The organism is Terrirubrum flagellatum (assembly GCF_022059845.1).
In the GTDB taxonomy this organism is placed as follows: Bacteria; Pseudomonadota; Alphaproteobacteria; order Rhizobiales; family Beijerinckiaceae; genus Terrirubrum; species Terrirubrum flagellatum.
Genome location: NZ_CP091851.1, coordinates 3797319 through 3814833, shown reverse-complemented (window position 1 = coordinate 3814833; position 17515 = coordinate 3797319). Strand labels below are relative to the sequence as shown.

The following is a 17515-nucleotide window of genomic DNA, read 5'->3' as shown; positions in this document are numbered from 1 at the left end:
CGTTTCAGGCCGCCTCGTCGGACGTCCGCTCCTGGCGCAGCGCGTTCGCCTTGCGCAGCGTGCGTGCGGGATTGCCGAAATGCCGGTTGATTTCGGAAACCGCCGCCTCGACATCGTCGCCGCCCACCAGTTCGGTCAGCAGCTTGTGCTCATCGATCAATGCCTGATTGCCGCGATATCCACCCATCATCATGCGCAGGCAGAGTTTCGTTTCGGCCTGCACGGTGTCATAGACGCGCGACAGACGGTGGCTGCGTGCGGCGGACACGAGCGCATGGTGAAATTCCATGTCGAGCTCGGCCACCAGCGGCCAGTTCTGCCGCTGCACCGCCTTCTCCATCTGCTTGACGACGCCAACAAGCGTGCGCTGCAGGGCGCTGCGATCCGGCAAAGCCATCACGCGCTCCATCGCGGCCATCTCCAGCTTGCCGCGCACAAAGAAGATGTCCTTGAGATCCTCCTCGTTCAGCTCCGTGACGAACACGCCGCGATGTGGCTCGCTGGTCAGCAGGCCTTCCTGGATGAGGCGCTGCAGCGCCTCGCGCACCGGGCCGCGGCTGACGCCGAAGGTCTCGGCAAGATCGAGTTCGTTGAGCTGCGAGCCCAGGGGATAGGTGCCGTCAAGGACTGCAATGCGAATCTGCTCGCAAAGCTGGCCGGAGAGCGTCTGGCGCGGAATGCGTTTCGCCGCGACCGAGCCTGCGCGCCGGCGCTTTGCGACGAGAGGTTGCGCGCCATCATTCATGTCGTTTCGCCCTTGCGATTCTTGAGTTCGAGGCCCTGGCCGATCCAGGTGACAGAAAGCGCCGTGAGAAAGATCGCGATGCCGGGCGCGATCATCAGGATCGGCGCTCGCTCCGAATAGGGAAGCCCTTCGGCAAGCATCAACGCCCAGTCGGCGCGCGGCGGTTGCACGCCGAGGCCGAGGAAAGACAATCCGCCAACCGTGATCAGCTTGTGACCGAAACGCAGGAATGTGATCGCCGCGATCGGGCGCGCCGTGTTCGGAATGATGTGACGGAAGATGATGAAGGTGCGGGTGCAGCCGAGCACTTCCGCCGCCTTGATATATTCCTTCGAGTTGATGACGAGCGCGAGGCCGCGCGCCATGCGCGCGAAAGGCGTCCAGCCAACGACGGTCAGAGCGGCAATGAGCGTGCCATAACCGGGGCCAAAGATCGCGATCAGGAAGATCGCCACCACCACGTCGGGAAACGAGATGAGGAGGTCGACCGAGCGCATGATGATCTCGTCGAGCCATCCGCCGACGCGCGCGCCAAGCACGCCGACGATCGTGCCGATCGTCACGCAAAGGAACAGCGTGATCGCAGCGATGAGAATCGAGAATTGTCCGCCAACGAGGATGCGGCTCAGAATATCGCGGCCGAGCTGGTCGGTGCCGAGCCAGTGCTGCATGCTGGGGGCCGCAAGGCGACGAAGCAGGCTCTGGGCGGTCGGGTTGTAAGGCGCGATCCAGGGGCCTGCCGCGAGAATGATCGCGATCACCGTGAGCATGATGACGCCGGCGGTGAAGGTCCAGTGCCGCTCGCGCGCAAAGGCGAGCGCCCGCTTCAGCGTTGCTGGCGCGCGCGGCTGGCTCGCAGGCAGGACAAGGGCGTTGTCAGTGGACATCGCCCATCCGCACCGCAGGATTCAGCAGAACGTAAAGCACGTCGGCGATGGTGTTGATCAGGATCGACAGGGTGACGATGCAGACAAAGCCGGCCTGCAGCACAGGCACGTCATTGTTGACCACGCCCTCATAAATCAGCCGGCCCATGCCCGGGATCGAGAAGATCACTTCAACCACCACGGAGCCGCCGAGGAGACTCGCAAGCCAGAGCGCAAACAGCGTGACGACCGGCATCGCGCCATTGCGCAGGCCATGATGCACGACAGTCTGGTTCATCGTGAGGCCGCGGCTCAGCGCGGCGGTGATGTAAGGCGCCGCCAGCACGTCGATCATCGCGGCGCGCGTGACGCGGGTGAAATAGGCCATGGGCCTCAGCGCCAGCACGAAGGCTGGCAGAATGACTGAAGAGGGACCGGCCCAGCCGGCGGACGGGAGCACGCCCAGATAAAGCGAGAAGACAAGGATCGCCATCGGCGCCAGCCAGTATTCGGGCACCGCGACGAAGGACTGCGTGAGGAATGTGACGATGTTGTCGAGCGTCTTGCCGGGGCGCATGGCGACCAGCGTGCCGACAGGCAGCGCGACGAGAAGCGCGAGCGACAAGGCTGACATCGCAAGCGTGAAGGAGACGCGCAGGGAGCGCGCGATTTCGGCCGCCACGGGCGCGCGGCTGACGAAGGAATATCCGAAATCGCCGTGGATCGCGGCGACGAGCCACGCGAAATATTGCGCATAGAGAGGACGGTCGAGGCCAAGCTGCGCGCGCAGCGCCGCAACCTGCGCAGGCTCCAACGCCATGTCGCCGGATCGCGCCTGCAGAATGGTCCGCACCGGGTCGCCGCCGTTGATGTAGGGAAGCAGGAACGCGAGGGCCGAAATCACCAGGCACGTCGCGCACAGCACGATGAAGCGCTTGATGACGATGGTCCACATCAGTCGCCTCCCTCAGTGCAGCACGTCTTGCAGACGGTAATAGGCGCCCACGAAGGGCAGGAACCAGGGCGGGCCGAAATGACCAGGAATGGCCGGCCAGTCGAAATCGGAAAACACGTTGCGCGCCGTCCGTCCCGCCATCACCTCGGCCATCACGGCGCCCATATGGGTCGACATCTGCGTGCCGTGGCCGCTGTAGCCCATGGAATAATAAAGCCCGTCATGCTCGCCGGCGCGCGGGAACCGGTCGGCGGTCATGTCGACGATGCCGCCCCAGCAATAGTCGATGCGCGTCGAGTGAAGCTGCGGAAACACCTCGCGCATCGCCTTTTCCAGAACCTTGCCGCTCTTGGCGTCCGAGAGCGGGCTCGACATGGCGAAACGCGCGCGTCCGCCGAACAGCAGCCTGTTGTCGGGCGTGATGCGAAAATAATTGCCGACATTGCGCGTGTCGGTGGCCATGCGCCGCGTCGGCATCAGTTCATCGAGCAACGAAATTGGCAGCGGTTCGGTGACGATGATGAAGCTGCAGATCGGCACGATGCGACGGCGGAAGCGCGCAAACGGTCCGATGCGCGACGCGCCGGTGGCGAGCAGCACCTGCTTGGCGTGCAGAGCGCCGCGCGGCGTGGCGATCTCATGAGCATGACCGTTGAGCCGCGTCAGGCGCGTGACCGGCGCGTTCTCGAAAATGGCCGCGCCGCGCGCCACGGCGGCGTCCGCCAGGCCCTTCGCGAACTTGCCCATATGCATGCCGGCGCTCCTGGGGAGCACAAGGCCGCCATGAAAGCGATCGGAACCGATCTCGCTGCGAATCTGGTCCGGCGAGACGATATGCGCGTCGCGATCGACCTCGCGGGCGAGAAGCTCCTGCGTGCGTTTGAGCTTGTCGAGATGGGCGGGCTTCGCCGCGAACTTGATCTTTCCAGTACGGCGGAAATCGCAATCGATGCGCTCCTCGGCGACGATGCGCTCGACCGTGTCGACCGCCGCGTCGAAAGCGCGATAGAGCTTCGCCGCGGTCGGCAGGCCCAGCCGATCGGCGACGCCTTTGAAGTCGTGGGCAAGGCCGTTGTTGCAATGGCCGCCATTGCGTCCCGAGGCGCCGGAGCCGACCTGCTCGGCTTCCAGCACCGCGACGCGGGCGCCTTGCCTGGCGAGCGCCAGGGCGGCCGACAATCCCGTGAAGCCCGCGCCGACGATCGCGACGTCGACTTCGCCCTCGACGGGAGCTGGCGAACCGGCCGCGAAACGCGGCGCGCTCTCATGCCAGTAGGACGCTAACTTCATGGCCGCTCCCGGCCCGCGCCGGAGGCGGCGGGCGTTAACGCTTCTTCAATCATCGCTCTAATCGTCCGATTGTCAACAATCCAAATGTCCGAATGGCGCCTCAAGAGTCGGCGCCGGCAGCGTCGGATCAGGGCAGTTTGGCTGCCTCTAAGGCGTCGAAAGCGCCTTCAGAGGCCGAGAAGGCCCGGCAGCCCGCTGATGTCGGGGATTTCGTGCGTGGCGTAGTCCGCGCAGCGCGGCTCATGGGCGCGATTGACCCAGCAGCGCCCGGCGAAGTGCATATCGTGCGCGGTCATGAGATCGTAGCGGAAACTCGATGAGACGTGGAGGATATCCCCCGGCCCGCATCCCAGCTTGCCGAGCATATATTCGAACGCTTGCATGCGCGGCTTGTAGGCCTGCGCTTCCTGCGCCGTGTAGGCCGCGTGGAATGGAGCGCCGAGCTTCGCGACGCTGTGCGGAATGAGATTCGTCATCGAGTTCGACAGGATGACGAGCGGAAACTCCTTCGCTACACGCGCCAGCGGCGCGGGAACATCGGGATGCGGATTCCAGCTCGGAATTTCGTCATAGATCGCCTGCGCGTCCTCGCGCCTGAAAGGCATGCCCCACAGCTTGCAAGTGCGCTCGACGGCGTTGCTGACGACTTCGAGATAGGGCTTCCACGGGCCGAGAACTTCGTCCAGCCGGAATGACGAGAAATCCGCGCAGAATGCGGACATCTTGTCCTCAGCGACGCGATCTTTGAAGACGCGCTTCGCCGCGGGAGCCATCTCGAAATAGATCAACGTGCCGTAGCAGTCGAAGGTGATGAATTTCGGCTTCAGCGTGGGCATGGCGACGTCCCGTTTATGCGACCTGATGAAGTTGAGGCCAGCGCGGCGAACGGGATAGCGGTTGAAGCGGACGCCCCGCGCTCACTTGTGCTGTTTATCGCCTGCGCGCTGGCAGGGATTGCCGCGTCGCGTGGCGCCTGCCGGCGTTCAGAGATACTTCGTGATCGCCTTGAAATCGTCGATCGGCTGCCGCTGGTCGCGCGGGATCGCGCCGACCACATCCTCGAGGCAATGATCGAGATGGTCCTGGATCAGCGTCCGCTTCGCCTGGGTGATCGCCTTTTCGACCGCGTGAAGCTGCTGGGCGATGTCGAGGCAGTCGCGTCCGCTCTCGATCATGGCGACGACGCTGCGCAAATGTCCTTCCGCCCGCTTCAGACGCTTGGCGATCTCGCCGTGATGCGTGTGCGGGTGATGGTGTTTCGCCTCGGAGGCGCGGCCGTTGGCGGATTTGCTCATGGGTTGAGCTATCCGTGCGGGAAAGGCCGGGTCAAGCGCTTCGGTCTTTTGTTTTGCGATGGCTGTCATGACCGGCTCCCGGGTCGAAGAGCGGCCGCGCCGCGGCCGCCCGGCGCTTTACTTCGTCGCGACGACGCTGGCCGCGGCGGCCGCCTCATGCTTTTGCGCCGGCAGGCCCGTCCAGCCGTGATAGGCGGTGTAGAGTCCGACAAGAATGATCAGAGCGCTGGAGAAATAGGGCGCGCGGCCGGCGACGGTGGAGAGCCAGCTCACCCGCTGCGTCGCCTGGCGGACGCCGATCGCGGCGACCGCGCCAACGACCACGAGCGTGATCGCAAGGCCAATCGAGAAGCAGAGCACCAGCACCGCGCCGAGTGAGATCTGCTTGAGTTGCACGCAGAGCAGCAGGACGGTGATGGCGGCCGGGCAGGGAATCAGGCCGCCGGTCAGGCCAAACAGCACGATCTGCCAGTTGGTCACCGTGCGGTTGGCGAACCGCTTGCGGATGTCATTGGCGTGCGACAGCTCATGCGCGTCCATGTAGCCATCGGTCGCGATCTGCAGACCCTTCTCCTGACGATGGAGCGCATCCGCGCCCGCAACCGTCTTCAGGAAGGACACGTCGTAATCATGCGAGTGATCGCCATGATCGAGGCTCAGCCGCACCATGAAGTCGAACGGCTCGGCGATCGTCTCGACGGACTCCATGTAGCCGTCCTTGTCGATGAAGGTGAAAGCCTGAGTCTCGCCGTTTGGCCGCTCCATGGTGATCGAGACATATTCGCCGGTCCATTTGTCGCCGCTGATCACGGTGAGCTTGAAGTGCGCCGGCTTATCCTCGACAATTTCAAGCGACATGAAGCCATGGCCCGTGTCGACGCGGTGCGACAGCGCGGCCTTGTTGTTCTTCTCGTAGGCTTCGACTTCGCGCTTGTACTGCTTGGCGCGCTGCTGGTCCTGCCAGGTGCGCCAGAACATCCAGGCCGCGATCCCGATGATAATCACGGCCGATGCAAGCTGGAAGTAAGGTTCGGTTGTCTCAGGGTCGAGCCCCTTGAACAAATACATGCCGCCAAGAGCCACGGCCCAGACCACCAGCGTATGGGAAAGCGTGGCCGCAAGGCCGAGCATCACCGCCTGCGCGACCGTGCCGCGCACGGCGACGATGAAGGCCGCCATCATCGTCTTGGAGTGGCCAGGCTCCAGCCCGTGCAGCGCGCCGAGCAGGATTGCGCTCGGGATGAACAACCAGGCGTTCTGCGCGCCCTGGGCGATGAGGTCATTGAAGGATGTCATGGCGATTTCTCTGCGTTTGACTTTATGTAGAAGTTTTAGCTGCGGCGCAGCGGTTTATCGAAATGAATGCTTTCGCCGAACTCGCCGATTCGCTGATAGCCTTTGGCGGTCCAGAAGCCGATCGTCGCGGCGGCGTCGGACGTCGCGTGCAGATACATGCTGGCGTAGCCGAGACGCGCAGCCTCGCGTTCAGACAGATCGTTGAGCCAGGTGCCGAGGCGTTTGCCGCGCGCTTCCTTGCGCACATAAACGCGCCACAGCGAGGCGACGTCTTCAGGGTTGGAGTAGCGTTCGGCGAAAGCGGTGACGAGATTGGGCTTCCATCCGAGATGGCGGATCGCCGCCGTCGCGATGAGATCGCCGTTGCGTGCGCTCAGAGTCCAGAAGGCGCCGCGATTGACAGCGCTGTAATGGTTCTCGGCGGCCGGCGATAAAAGCGAGTCGAGATCGGCGTGCCAGTCCGGCCGATAGTCGAAGCCGTAAAACTCCTTGATGACGTCAAGGCAGAACTGGCGCGCCGCGCGATGCTCTGGTCCCGGAACATCCGACAGGAGGTCCAGCGTCAGATTGTCAGGCGCTGCGATTGCGTCTGCTTCCATCATTCGCCTCCGACAATGCGACCCGTTCTTGACTGATAAATCACGACCCGCCCGCTTGCTATATCCCCTCAGGGAGGATAGGATCAAGTTGTTTTTGAGGCCGTCGCAAGCAGGAGCTGCCGAAATGTCGCAAACCGCATCCATCCATATGGGCCACGGCCAGATGGTCGATATCGTCGCGCTGGCCGGCGACAAATGGGACATCGTGTTCAGCGAGGCGGGCGTGGAGAACTACAAGGCGCCGCCGCTCGTCGAAGTCGAGGCTGATGCGATCGATCAAGCCGGTCGCATCCATCCCCTCAAGATTTCGGCAGGAGATTCCGTTTCCTCCGTGCGCGCGAGCGGCCATGTCGCCGGCGCCTATCGCGTGCGGATGCGCGTGCTGCATGGCGATCACTTCCACACGCGCGAATCTCTTCTCCCCGGCGCGTCCGCGATTGCGCCGAAAGCCGGCGCTCGCGGCGGCGCGCAGGCTGAACTCGGCGACGGCAAGACCATCGAGATAAAATCGCTTTCTCCGACGCACTGGGAGCTGCTGTTTTCCAGCGGCGGGGTGGTCGCGACGCCGCCGGCCGCCGGAGAAGTCGTGGTTCAGGCGATCGGACCCCGCGCGGAAGATTATCAGATCCGAAATCTCACCACGTCGGCGGCCTCCGATGGAAAATCGCTGATCGCCAGCGGCAAGATCAAGGACGCGACCCATGCGCGCGTGACGATCAAGTCGAACGGCGCCGAACTCATCCGCAGCTTCCCGATCATCCCTGCCGCTTGAAATCCGGATGAAGCAATGACGTTTGCGGCCGCGACATTGTCGCGGCCGTTTCGTTTCAGGCGGCGAAGTCGATCAGCACGCTTTTGTGGCGCAGATTCGCTTCGACGGCCTGCCGTCCGAGATCCTTGCCCACGCCCGAGCGCTTGTATCCGCCAGTCGGCAGGATGAAATCGAGCGTGCGGCCGTAGCGGTTCACCCACACGGTTCCCGCTTTGAGCCGGCGCACGGCACGCAGCGCCTTGTTGATGTCGGCGGTGTGCACGCCGGCGGCTAGGCCGTAGTCGGGATGATCCGCGAGCGCGAGCCCCTCCTCTTCATCCTCGAAGCTTTGCACCGTGAGCACCGGCCCGAAGATTTCCTCGCGAACGGCCGGCGTCTCCACGGAGACGTCGCTCAATATGGTCGGCTCGTAGAACGCGCCATCCTGGATGGCGGAGAGTCTGCGGCCGCCCGTCAGCGCGCTTGCGCCTGAAGCCATGCTGCGGCGAACGATGTCATCGATGCGATCGGCCTGCGGCGTCGAGATGATGGGCGAGAAAGTGGTTGCGCTGGACCATGTCGGGCCGGGCCGCGGCGCGGCGAAAAGATCGAGCAGCCGCTCGATCATCTCATCGCGCGCCTGTCGCTGCACGATGAGGCGTGAACCTGCGACGCAAACCTGTCCGGCGTTGCCGAGGATCGACGCCGCGGCGCGCTCGGCTGTTTTCGCCAGGCTTTGCGCGTCGGCGAAAACGAGTTGCGGGCTCTTGCCGCCGAGCTCCAGCGTGACGGGCTTGACGCCGCTCGCCGCGCTCGCGGCCATGATCGCGGCGCCGGTGCGCGTCGAACCCGTGAAAGAGATCTTGCCGATCAGGGGATGGCGCACGAGCGCATCGCCGGTGACGGCGCCGGTTCCCTGCACGACATTGACAATTCCAGCGGGAATGCCTGCCTCAATCGCAAGTTGCGCGAAACGCACTGTGGAAAATGGCGTCATCTCCGAAGGCTTGATGACGATGGCGTTGCCCGCCGCGAGCGCCGGCCCGGCCTTCCACGAGGCCATACTGAGAGGGAAATTCCACGGCGTGATCGCGCCGACGACGCCATAGGGCTCGCTGACGACAAGTCCGAGATTGTCGCTCCGCGTCGCAGCGACCTCGCCGCCGAGCTTGTCGGCGTATTCCGCGAAGAATCGCAGCCCTTCGGCGGTGCTTGCGACATCGACGGCGATCGCCTGCATGATCGGCCGCGTCGAGCCCAACGCTTCCAGACGGCCCAAAGATTCCACTTCGGCATCGATGAGATCGGCCCAGCGCTTCATCGCCCGCGCGCGTTCGCGCGGCGGCTGCGTCGCCCAGCCGCTTGTTTCCTGCGCTTTGCCAGCGTTTTGAACTGCGTGATCGACGACAGCGGCGTCGCCGATGGGCAGCTCGGCATAGATGCGGTTGTCGGAGGGACGGCGCACGGAAATCGTCGGGCCGTCTTCACGGACAAGCTTGCCGCCAATGAAATGGCCGCAGGGAATCTCGACTGAATCCGGGTCGAAGTCAGCCATCGTCAATATCCCGCCGCCCAATGCGCGAGCTCAGCCGCGCTTTGTTTCCCCTCGAACATGCTGATGATCCGTTCGCCAATCAGCGGTCCGAATTTGAACATCTGGCCGTCGCAATTGGTCACGACCAGGCTCTTGCCCACGCGATCCATCTTGAAGCGCCGCGATGCGTCGAGGATGTAGAACCCGACTTGGATGCGCGTCGGCCGATATTGCTCGAAGTCGCGGAAATACGGCTTGAATGGACCGAGGATCGCAGCGCCCTCGCTTTCGAGATCGGAGCCGAAGCCATATTCGTAGGGCTTCGCAAGGCGGCGGTGATTGCTGTAGCCGATCTTCAGTCCCGCGCCGCGCAGGTCAGGCAGCGTGTAGCCTGTGTGGTCGCCAAGCACCGCGATGGCGGGCGCTTCGCGCCAGCTCTTCTCATAGGCCGCGGGCGGCGTGACGTAGCAGAGCCCCTGACGATAGACCGAACTGTCGGAATAGCGGCCGGGAATGAGGCGCGGCAACCAGGCGCCGGCGGCGATCAGCAGCAGATCGCCTGAAATTGTGGTCCCATCGGCCCGCGTCGCGACGCCTGCTTCCATGTCGACGCTTGCGACCTCGCAATGATCCTCGATCGTTGCGCCGTTCGCTTTCACCCAGGCGGTCAGTTCGCTGACGATGCGGCTCGCGAACAGGGGACCGCCGGGAAAGGCGACCACGCCCCAGGCCTGTTCAGGCAGCGTGAGATGCGGACACAGCCTTTCGACAGCGTTTCGATCAAGGATTTCGTGTGGAAGCCTGATCTCCTCGAAGACGCGTTTCGTCTTTTCCGCATAATCGCCGGGTTCGAGCGAGACCGCGATCGATCCGGTGTTCTCGAAATGCGTCGCGCCAAGGTCGTTCCAGACGCGATCCCACGCGCCGAAGGCGTCGGTCACCATCCGCGTATAGCCGGCGGCTGCGCCATAGGGATAGCGGATCATCCGGTGCAGATCGTAGGACGCCGATTGCGGGTTCGGCGCCGGCCCCTGCTCGAGAATATGAACCGTGTGGCCAGCCTTGAGCGCCGCGCGCGCCACCGAAAGTCCGACAATGCCTGCGCCGACGATGACGATACGGCTCATTCGACCCTCATGCGCACTTCACGACAGGCGCCATGCTACGGCGCTGGCGCGGCAGATGATGCGGCGCAGACGCGCCGCCTTTGGCAGGCCCGATCATGTTCACGCCCGTAGCGGCGCTTTGTGCTTTCCATCCACGCGCTCGCCGCCGCATGATCTGCTACATCTCGGCGATGATTTGCAACGAAGCCGCGCCGCGCGCGCTCAATCGAGCGGCATGCGCCGGCGCGCCGGCGTAGCTTGTCATCGAGAATATTGTTCGAGCCTGGAGATCGCGTGCCTCACGCCCGCTTCGCGCGCCTTGCGGAAATCGGTCGCCCGGTCGTCGCGATCGAGATCGACGGCGCGCCCGTCGAGGCGCTGGCTGGCGACACGGTGCTGGTCGCCGCGCTGACGCATGGAGGCGTCCTGCGCCAGTCCGAATTCGGCGATGGCGCGCGCGCCGGCTTCTGCCTCATGGGCGCGTGCCAGGATTGCTGGATGTGGACGGCGGAGGGCGAAAGGCTGCGCGCCTGCACGACGCCTGTCGCGACTGGCATGAGATTGATCACGCAACCGCCATCGGAGGCGTCATGGCCACGCCCCGCATAGTTATCGTCGGCGCCGGCCCCGCCGGCGTTCGCGCGGCGGAGACATTCGCGCGCGCGGGCCTGCGCCCCATCGTGATCGATGAAGGTGTCGCGAGCGGCGGTCAGATCTATCGCCGTCAGCCCGCAGGCTTCACGCGGGCCTATAGAGCTCTCTATGGCTTCGAGGCGCGCCGCGCGCGGGCGCTGCATGACGTTTTCGACGCGCTCGCGGACAAGATCGACTATCGCCCGCAGACTCTCGTCTGGAACATCTATGACGGCGCCGTCCACGCGGCGCGCGATGGCGTCACGTCTGAAATAGCATTCGACATTCTCATCCTTGCGACCGGAGCGACGGACAGGCTCATCCCTGTGCGGGGCTGGACCAAGCCCGGCTGCTACAGCTTGGGCGCGGCGCAGATCGCGCTGAAGGCGCAGGCCTGCGCCATCGGCCGGCGCGTGGCTTTCGTCGGAACCGGGCCGCTGCTCACGCTCGTCGCCTATCAATACGCGAAAGCTGGAGTTGACGTCGCGGCGGTGCTCGACACATCGCCTTTCGCGGCGCAGATCAGAGCTCTCCCTGATCTCGCATCGCGGCCTGATGTTCTCGCGAAGGGTCTTTACTATCGCGCCGCGCTTCTCGCCCGCGGCGTTCGCATGCGCTATAGCGTGACGCCGATCGCGATCGAAGGCAAGGCGCAGGTGGAGCGTCTTCGCTATCGCGTCGGCGACAGCGAAGAGACGCTTGATTGCGATGCTGTCGGCCTTGGATTCCATCTGCGATCGGAGACGCAGCTCGCCGATCTCGCGCGCTGTCGCTTCGGATTCGATTCCGCGCTGGGGCAATGGGCGCCGGAGACCGATGAAGATGGACGAAGCTCAGTCACGGGCGTTTATCTCGCCGGCGATGGCGCGCGCGTGCTGGGCGCGGACGGCGCCGAGATCGCCGGGCGTCTCGCAGCACTTGCGGCGTTGAGGGATTGTGGCCTTTCCATCGATGACATGGAACTGGCGAAATTGCGCCGTGGTCGCGCGCGCATGGAGCGCTTCCGTCGCGGGTTGGCGACGGCGTTTCCATGGCCTGCGCATCTCGCGCGCGACGTGGCTGACGACGTTGTCGTGTGCCGCTGTGAAGTTCTGACGGCGGGCCAGATTCGCGAAGTCGCGACGGCGAAGGATGCGCCCGAGATGAATCGCGCCAAGGCCTTGAGCCGCATCGGCATGGGCCGATGTCAGGGCCGCTTCTGCGGCCATGCCGCGGCGGAGATTCTGAGCGCCGCGCGCAACGCGCCGCTTGAGAGCGTCGGCCGCCTCCGCGGCCAGGCGCCGGTCAAGCCGCTGACGATTTCGCTCGTGAAGGAAGCCGCTGCGGAGCCCGTGCCGTGAAGACCGACGTCATCATCGTCGGCGGCGGCATCATGGGCGCGTCCGCGGCTTTTTTCCTTCGCCAGCGCGGCCAGCGCGTCACGCTGCTGGAGCGCGGACTTGTCGGCCAGCAGGCGAGCGGAACCAATTTCGGCAATGTGCGGCGGCAAGGGCGATATATCCATCAATTGCCGCTCGCCAATCGCGCGCGCGAGATCTGGGGCCGTCTGCCTGAATTGATCGGCGAGGATTGCGAATTCATCGCCACTGGGCATTTGCGCGTCTGCTGGACGCGCGAGCAGGCGGACAAGCTTGAGTCCTATGCGAAGGACGCCAATCGCTACGGGCTTGATCTTGAGATGATCAGCGCGAATGCGTTGCGCGATCGTTTCCCCTATATCGGCCGCGAGGCGATCGCGGGCTCCTACGCGCCGCATGACGGCCACGCCAATCCGCGTCTCGCCGCTCCCGCGTTCGGCCGCGCCGCGAAGCGCGCCGGCGCAGAGGTGATCGAAGAGGCGGAAGTTCTCGAAATCGAGCGCATCGGCGCCGAGTTCGAGGTTGTCACGCGCGACAAGGGCGTTCATCGCGCGCCAGTCGTGCTGATCACCGCCGGCGCCTGGGCGGGCGCGATGGCGAAACGCTTCGACGAGCCGGTTCCGCTCGCCGTGCATGGACCGCAAATGGCGGTGACCGAACCCGCGCCCTATCGGTTGGGGCCGACATTCGGCGTTTCATCGCCGCATGTGGAGGAGACGGTCTATTTCCGTCAGGTGACGCGCGGAAACATCGTCTATGGCGGGGGAACGCGCGGCCCGGCGCTCGTTGATGAGAAGCGCGCCTATGTCGATCCGCGCAACAGCATCAGCCAGGTGGTTCAGATGCGCCGCGTCATGCCGGCGCTGGCGCAGCTCAACATCATTCGCACCTGGAGCGGCATTGAAAGCTATTTGCCGGATGATCTCCCGATCATGGGGCCAAGCGCGAAAGTCCCCGGACTATTCTATGCGTTCGGCTTCTGTGGCGCCGGATTTCAGATCGGTCCCGGCGTTGGCGACGTCATGGCCGAACTCATCGCGACGGGCGCCTCTTCGACGCCGATCGAACCCTATCACATCTCGCGCTTTGCCGCTGCGCCGGCATTGGCGTGAGGACCGTGGAGACCAGAGCCATGGCGGAGACGTCGTCGCAATCGACCGCGCAGCCCGATCGTTTCATCCGCGAGATGCGCGAATCTGATCTTCACGCCTTGCACGGGCTGACGGTGGAGGTCGGCTGGCCCCATCGTCTTGAAGAGTGGCGCTTTGCTCTCGAAGTGGGTCACGGCGTCGTCGCCGCGGATAGCGCGGGCCGCATCTATGGCTCTGCGATGTGGTGGCCGTTTGGACAAGACGCCGGCGCGGTTGGCATGGTGATCGTGTCGCCGCGCCTGCAGGCGAAAGGTACAGGTCGCCTTCTCATGCGCGCGATCTTCGATCAGGCGGGGGATCGCTCGCTGAGACTGACAGCGACAAAGGCCGGACGCCGGCTCTATGAGGATCAGGGCTTTCTTCCGCTCGGACATATCCGCCAGTTCCAGGGAGTCGCGGCGAACGTCGCAGATGATGCGAATGAATCTTTCAGCGGAAAGGTTCGTCCGATGAAGCCTGGCGACGAAGTGGCGTTGCTTGCGTTGGATCGCGGCGCGACAGGCGTCGACAGATCAGTCGCGTTGCGCGCGGCGCTTGGCCGGTCGACTGGTTTCGTGTGCGAGCGAGGCGGCGATGTCGTCGGCTTCGCTCTGTGCCGCGCATTCGGCCGCGGCCGTCTGCTGGGGCCGATGGTTGCCGAAGATGATGCGATGGCGATCGCGCTCGCTAGGCCTCATGTCGAAGCGAATGTCGGCGGTTTCTTCCGCGCGGATACAGCTTTCTATGAAGGCGACTATGCCGCCTTTCTCGCGCGCGCGGGGTTGGCCGAAGTTGATTCAGGCCTCGTGATGGGACGCGGCGCCGAATGGCGGCGAACGGGCGCAGCGACTTACGCCTTGATCAATCAGGCGCTCGGCTGATGAACGACCGTCCCGTTTTCATCTATACGTCCGAGCCGAAGCGCGGACTGGTCTGGGCCGATATCTTTGCGCGCGAATTGCCGGATGTGGAGTTTCGCATCTGGAAAGAAGGCGTGCGCACGGACGATGCGGATTATCTCGCGGCGTGGATGCCGCCGGCCGACCTCGCCGCCCGATTTCCGAAGCTCGAAGTTCTGTTTTCGGTCGGCGCCGGCGTCGATCAACTCGATATGAGAAAGATCCCGGAAAAGGTCGCAGTCGTGCGCATGGTCGATCCGGAATTGACGCGCTCGATGGTGGAGTATGCGCTGTTCGGCGTCATCGCCTTGCATCGCGACGCGCCGATCTACGCCGCCGACAAGCAGGCGGGTCGTTGGCGGGAAAGGCCGATTCTGCGCGCCGCCGAACGCACCGTGGGAGTGATGGGGCTCGGCGTGCTCGGCCGCGCCGTCGCCGAAGCGGTTCGCGATCAGGGTTTTCCGGTGCGGGGCTGGAGCGCGTCGCCGAAGGCGATTGACGGCGTGCGAACTTTCGCAGGCGTCGAGTCGCTCGGCGAATTCCTGTCCGGCAGCGACATTCTCATTTGCTTGTTGCCTTTGACGGTGGAGACGCGCGGCATTCTCTGCGCCTCGACTTTCGCGGCTATGCCTGAGGGATCGCGGCTTCTGGCGATCGGCCGAGGCGGCCACATCGTTGCTGACGATCTCGTCGCCGCGCTCGATAGCGGCCAGATCGCTTGCGCTGTCCTCGACGTGCTGCCGCAGGAGCCGCCTGCGGTTGATGATCCACTTTTCCGGCATCCGCTTGTGATGGTGACGCCGCATGTAGCGAGCTTCGCTCACCCCGCCTCATCGGCGATGCAGGTCATCTCAGCGATCCGCAGGCACAGGGCTGGCGAGCCGCTGCTGAACCGCGTCGACCGTCTTCGCAGTTATTGAGACAGTCGGCCTTCGAAGAGCGAGCCGAGCGGATGTTCGAATTTCTGGATCGGCGTCTTGATGACGATGTAGCTGAAATATTTCGAGATGCCGATATTGCGTTCGAGCATCCCTTCGACGATTTCCTGATAGTGCGAGAGCCCGCGCGTCACGAACTTGACGAGATAATCATAGCCGCCGCTGACAAGGTGACACTCCATCGCTTCGTCGATGCGCCGCAGCGCCGCCTCGAAACGCTGGAAATACTCTTTGGTGTGATCGGTGAGGGTGATCTCCGTGAAGACCGTTACCGTCTCGCCGAGCCTGGCGAGATTGAGATGCGCGCCATAGCCTGAGATATAACCGGCCTGCTCAAGCCGCTTCACGCGCAGCAGGCAAGGGCTGGCGGAAAGGCCGACCGCGTCTGCAAGGTTGACGTTGGTCAGGCGCCCGTTGCGCTGCAGTTGCGCCAGAATCTTCATATCGATCCTGTCGAGCTTCACGGCCGATGGATGCACGCAACTCTCCTCCCCTTCACGCCAGCCTAGCCGCGCTTTCGCCTCATGCAACCAGCGCGCCGCGCACTTCCGGCAGCTCCAGAACATCGTCGAGCGTCTTGGCGATGCGCGAGACCAGCAAGTCGATCTCGGCCGTCGTGAGAGTGAGCGCCGGCGCAAGCCCGATCACGTCATCGGCGAAGGCGCGGAAGATGACGCGATTCTCTTCGCCGAAACGGGCGAGATGGTCGGCCACGCGCAACTCCTTCGGGAATTTCGCCCTGGTGCGCTTGTCGGCCACGAGTTCGATTCCCGCGACCAGTCCGCGCGCGCGCACGTCGCCCACCAGCGGATGATCGGCGAGCTTGGCGAGCTTTCGTTCGAAATGCGCGCCGGACGCCTGCCCGTTTGCGAGCACGCCGCCTTCCTCGTAAAGGCGGATGACTTCGAGCGCGACAGCGGCGCTGACGGGGTGGCCGGAATAGGTGTAGCCATGGCCGACAGGCGCGCCGGCGGGCGCATTGTCGGCGATGCCGCGATAGACTTTCTCGCCGAACATCACTGCGCCCATGGGCGCGTAGCCTGAGGTCAGGCCTTTCGCCATGGTCATGAGATCGGGAACGACGCCTTCGGCTTCGCAGGCGAACATCGGGCCGGTGCGACCGAAGCCGGTGATGACTTCATCCGCGACAAAGAGAATATCGAGCTCGCGCGCCGCTTCGCGCATCGCCTTCAGCCATCCCTTGGGTGGCACGACCACGCCGCCGGAGCCCTGCACGGGCTCGCAGAAGAACGCGGCGACCGTGTCGGCGCCTAGCTCCTCCACCTTCGCCTTCAACTGCGCGACGGACGCGGCGATGATCGCCTCGGGATCATCGCCGACAGGATTGCGATAGGGATAGGGCGAGGGGATGTGATGCTGCTCGACGGTCGGCAGGTCGAAGTTGAGATGGAACGCAGGCAGCGCGGTGAGGCCGGCGCCGGTGGAGCTTGAGCCGTGATAGCCGCGCTCGAGCGCGATGAAGCGCTTCTTCTGCGGGCGGCCGGTGACATTGTAGTAGTAGCGGATCAGCCGGATCGCGCTGTCGACGGCGTCGGAGCCGCCAAGCGTGAAATAGCTGTGGCTGAGATCGCCCGGCGCGATTTCAGCGAGCTTCGCGCTCAGCCGGATGGCGGGCTCGCTGCCGAAATGGAAGTAGCCGGTGGCGTAGGGCAGGCGGCGCATCTGCTCGGCCGCGACCTCGACGATGCTGTCCTGGCCATAGCCGACATTGACGCACCAGAGGCCGGCGAATCCGTCGAGATGCTCGCGACCCTCGCCATCGGTCAGGAACGCGCCGCGGCCCGAGCGCAGCACTTTGACGCCGGCGGCCTCGTGCCCCTTCCAGGAGATCACCGGATGAATCCAGTGGTCGTGATCGAGCGCGCGCAGGGAGTTCGACAGCATCATATGCCTCCGGGCCTTATTGGCGCATTCTTCGTAAAACTGCCCGCAGAGATGGCTTTTTCCGCCGTCCCGATCGCGCGCGCGCAGGCCAAGTTTCCCTCGCGGCGGCAGAAAATGCTAGGACCGGCCGGCGCGAGCCCTGCGGCAGATCAATGGGTTCGCCGCGCCGATTTCGGCAGGATCGTCTTGGCGGACGGGCCGCCGCGCGCGACGCT

At 64.4% G+C, this 17515-nt stretch carries 18 protein-coding genes; 6 read left to right on the top strand and 12 right to left on the bottom strand.

Annotation, left to right across the window (positions count from 1 at the left end):
- Positions 1-4: 4 nt before the first annotated feature.
- From L8F45_RS18385 to L8F45_RS18350, 8 genes are all read right to left on the bottom strand, one after another.
- A complete protein-coding gene (locus L8F45_RS18385) occupies positions 5-745 on the bottom strand; it encodes a GntR family transcriptional regulator (RefSeq protein WP_342359314.1) in 741 nt (246 codons plus the stop codon).
- Complete coding sequence (locus tag L8F45_RS18380) at positions 742-1632, bottom strand: ABC transporter permease (protein ID WP_342359313.1); 891 nt, start codon at positions 1630-1632, stop codon at positions 742-744. The genes L8F45_RS18385 and L8F45_RS18380 overlap by 4 nt, the downstream gene beginning before the upstream one ends.
- Complete coding sequence (locus L8F45_RS18375; RefSeq protein ID WP_342359312.1) at positions 1622-2566, bottom strand: ABC transporter permease; 945 nt, start codon at positions 2564-2566, stop codon at positions 1622-1624. The genes L8F45_RS18380 and L8F45_RS18375 overlap by 11 nt, the downstream gene beginning before the upstream one ends.
- A 12-nt stretch (positions 2567-2578) precedes the next feature.
- Complete coding sequence (locus tag L8F45_RS18370; protein WP_342359311.1) at positions 2579-3856, bottom strand: NAD(P)/FAD-dependent oxidoreductase; 1278 nt, start codon at positions 3854-3856, stop codon at positions 2579-2581.
- A 167-nt stretch (positions 3857-4023) separates the two neighbouring features.
- Positions 4024-4692, bottom strand: a complete 669-nt coding sequence (locus L8F45_RS18365; RefSeq protein WP_342359310.1) for a haloacid dehalogenase type II — start codon at positions 4690-4692, stop codon at positions 4024-4026.
- 147 nt (positions 4693-4839) lie between these two features.
- Entirely contained in the window at positions 4840-5151 is a 312-nt protein-coding gene (locus L8F45_RS18360; RefSeq protein ID WP_342359309.1) for a metal-sensing transcriptional repressor, read from the bottom strand.
- A 117-nt stretch (positions 5152-5268) separates the two neighbouring features.
- Positions 5269-6447: a nickel/cobalt efflux transporter gene (locus L8F45_RS18355; protein ID WP_342359308.1), complete on the bottom strand. Its 1179-nt coding sequence runs from the start codon at positions 6445-6447 to the stop codon at positions 5269-5271.
- Between the two features lie 35 nt (positions 6448-6482).
- Entirely contained in the window at positions 6483-7049 is a 567-nt protein-coding gene (locus L8F45_RS18350; RefSeq protein ID WP_342359307.1) for a GNAT family N-acetyltransferase, read from the bottom strand.
- Positions 7050-7170: 121 nt separating this feature from the next.
- Between L8F45_RS18350 and L8F45_RS18345 the strand changes: the two genes are divergently transcribed.
- On the top strand, positions 7171-7818 hold the full coding sequence (locus L8F45_RS18345; RefSeq protein ID WP_342359306.1) for a hypothetical protein: 648 nt from the start codon (positions 7171-7173) through the stop codon (positions 7816-7818).
- 55 nt (positions 7819-7873) lie between these two features.
- Here L8F45_RS18345 and L8F45_RS18340 read toward each other — a convergent pair whose 3' ends face one another.
- Both L8F45_RS18340 and L8F45_RS18335 read right to left on the bottom strand, forming a co-directional pair.
- On the bottom strand, positions 7874-9358 hold the full coding sequence (locus L8F45_RS18340; protein WP_342359305.1) for an aldehyde dehydrogenase family protein: 1485 nt from the start codon (positions 9356-9358) through the stop codon (positions 7874-7876).
- Positions 9355-10458, bottom strand: a complete 1104-nt coding sequence (locus tag L8F45_RS18335) for an NAD(P)/FAD-dependent oxidoreductase (protein WP_342359304.1) — start codon at positions 10456-10458, stop codon at positions 9355-9357. The genes L8F45_RS18340 and L8F45_RS18335 overlap by 4 nt, the downstream gene beginning before the upstream one ends.
- Before the next feature lie 273 nt (positions 10459-10731).
- Here L8F45_RS18335 and L8F45_RS18330 point away from each other — a divergent pair, with 273 nt between their 5' ends.
- Genes L8F45_RS18330 through L8F45_RS18310 form a run of 5 tightly spaced genes read left to right on the top strand, consistent with a single transcriptional unit; the run spans position 10732 to position 15377 of the window.
- On the top strand, positions 10732-11046 hold the full coding sequence (locus tag L8F45_RS18330) for a (2Fe-2S)-binding protein (RefSeq protein WP_342359303.1): 315 nt from the start codon (positions 10732-10734) through the stop codon (positions 11044-11046).
- Positions 11028-12410 carry an FAD/NAD(P)-dependent oxidoreductase gene (locus L8F45_RS18325; protein WP_342359302.1) on the top strand — a complete coding sequence of 461 codons (1383 nt, stop codon included), beginning with the start codon at positions 11028-11030 and terminating at the stop codon, positions 12408-12410. The genes L8F45_RS18330 and L8F45_RS18325 overlap by 19 nt, the downstream gene beginning before the upstream one ends.
- On the top strand, positions 12407-13540 hold the full coding sequence (locus tag L8F45_RS18320) for an NAD(P)/FAD-dependent oxidoreductase (RefSeq protein WP_342359301.1): 1134 nt from the start codon (positions 12407-12409) through the stop codon (positions 13538-13540). Before L8F45_RS18325 ends, L8F45_RS18320 begins: the two co-directional genes overlap by 4 nt.
- 20 nt (positions 13541-13560) lie before the next feature.
- Complete coding sequence (locus tag L8F45_RS18315; RefSeq protein ID WP_342359300.1) at positions 13561-14439, top strand: GNAT family N-acetyltransferase; 879 nt, start codon at positions 13561-13563, stop codon at positions 14437-14439.
- Positions 14439-15377, top strand: coding sequence for a 2-hydroxyacid dehydrogenase (locus L8F45_RS18310; RefSeq protein ID WP_342359299.1), 939 nt, complete (start codon positions 14439-14441; stop codon positions 15375-15377). The genes L8F45_RS18315 and L8F45_RS18310 overlap by 1 nt, the downstream gene beginning before the upstream one ends.
- Here L8F45_RS18310 and L8F45_RS18305 read toward each other — a convergent pair.
- Together L8F45_RS18305 and L8F45_RS18300 are read right to left on the bottom strand one after the other, a co-directional pair.
- Positions 15371-15859: an Lrp/AsnC family transcriptional regulator gene (locus L8F45_RS18305; RefSeq protein WP_342363494.1), complete on the bottom strand. Its 489-nt coding sequence runs from the start codon at positions 15857-15859 to the stop codon at positions 15371-15373. The genes L8F45_RS18310 and L8F45_RS18305 overlap by 7 nt on opposite strands.
- Before the next feature lie 58 nt (positions 15860-15917).
- Positions 15918-17300 (bottom strand): aminotransferase class III-fold pyridoxal phosphate-dependent enzyme, encoded by a 1383-nt coding sequence (locus L8F45_RS18300; RefSeq protein ID WP_342363493.1) that lies wholly within the window; start codon positions 17298-17300, stop codon positions 15918-15920.
- Between the last annotated feature and the right edge of the window lie 215 nt (positions 17301-17515).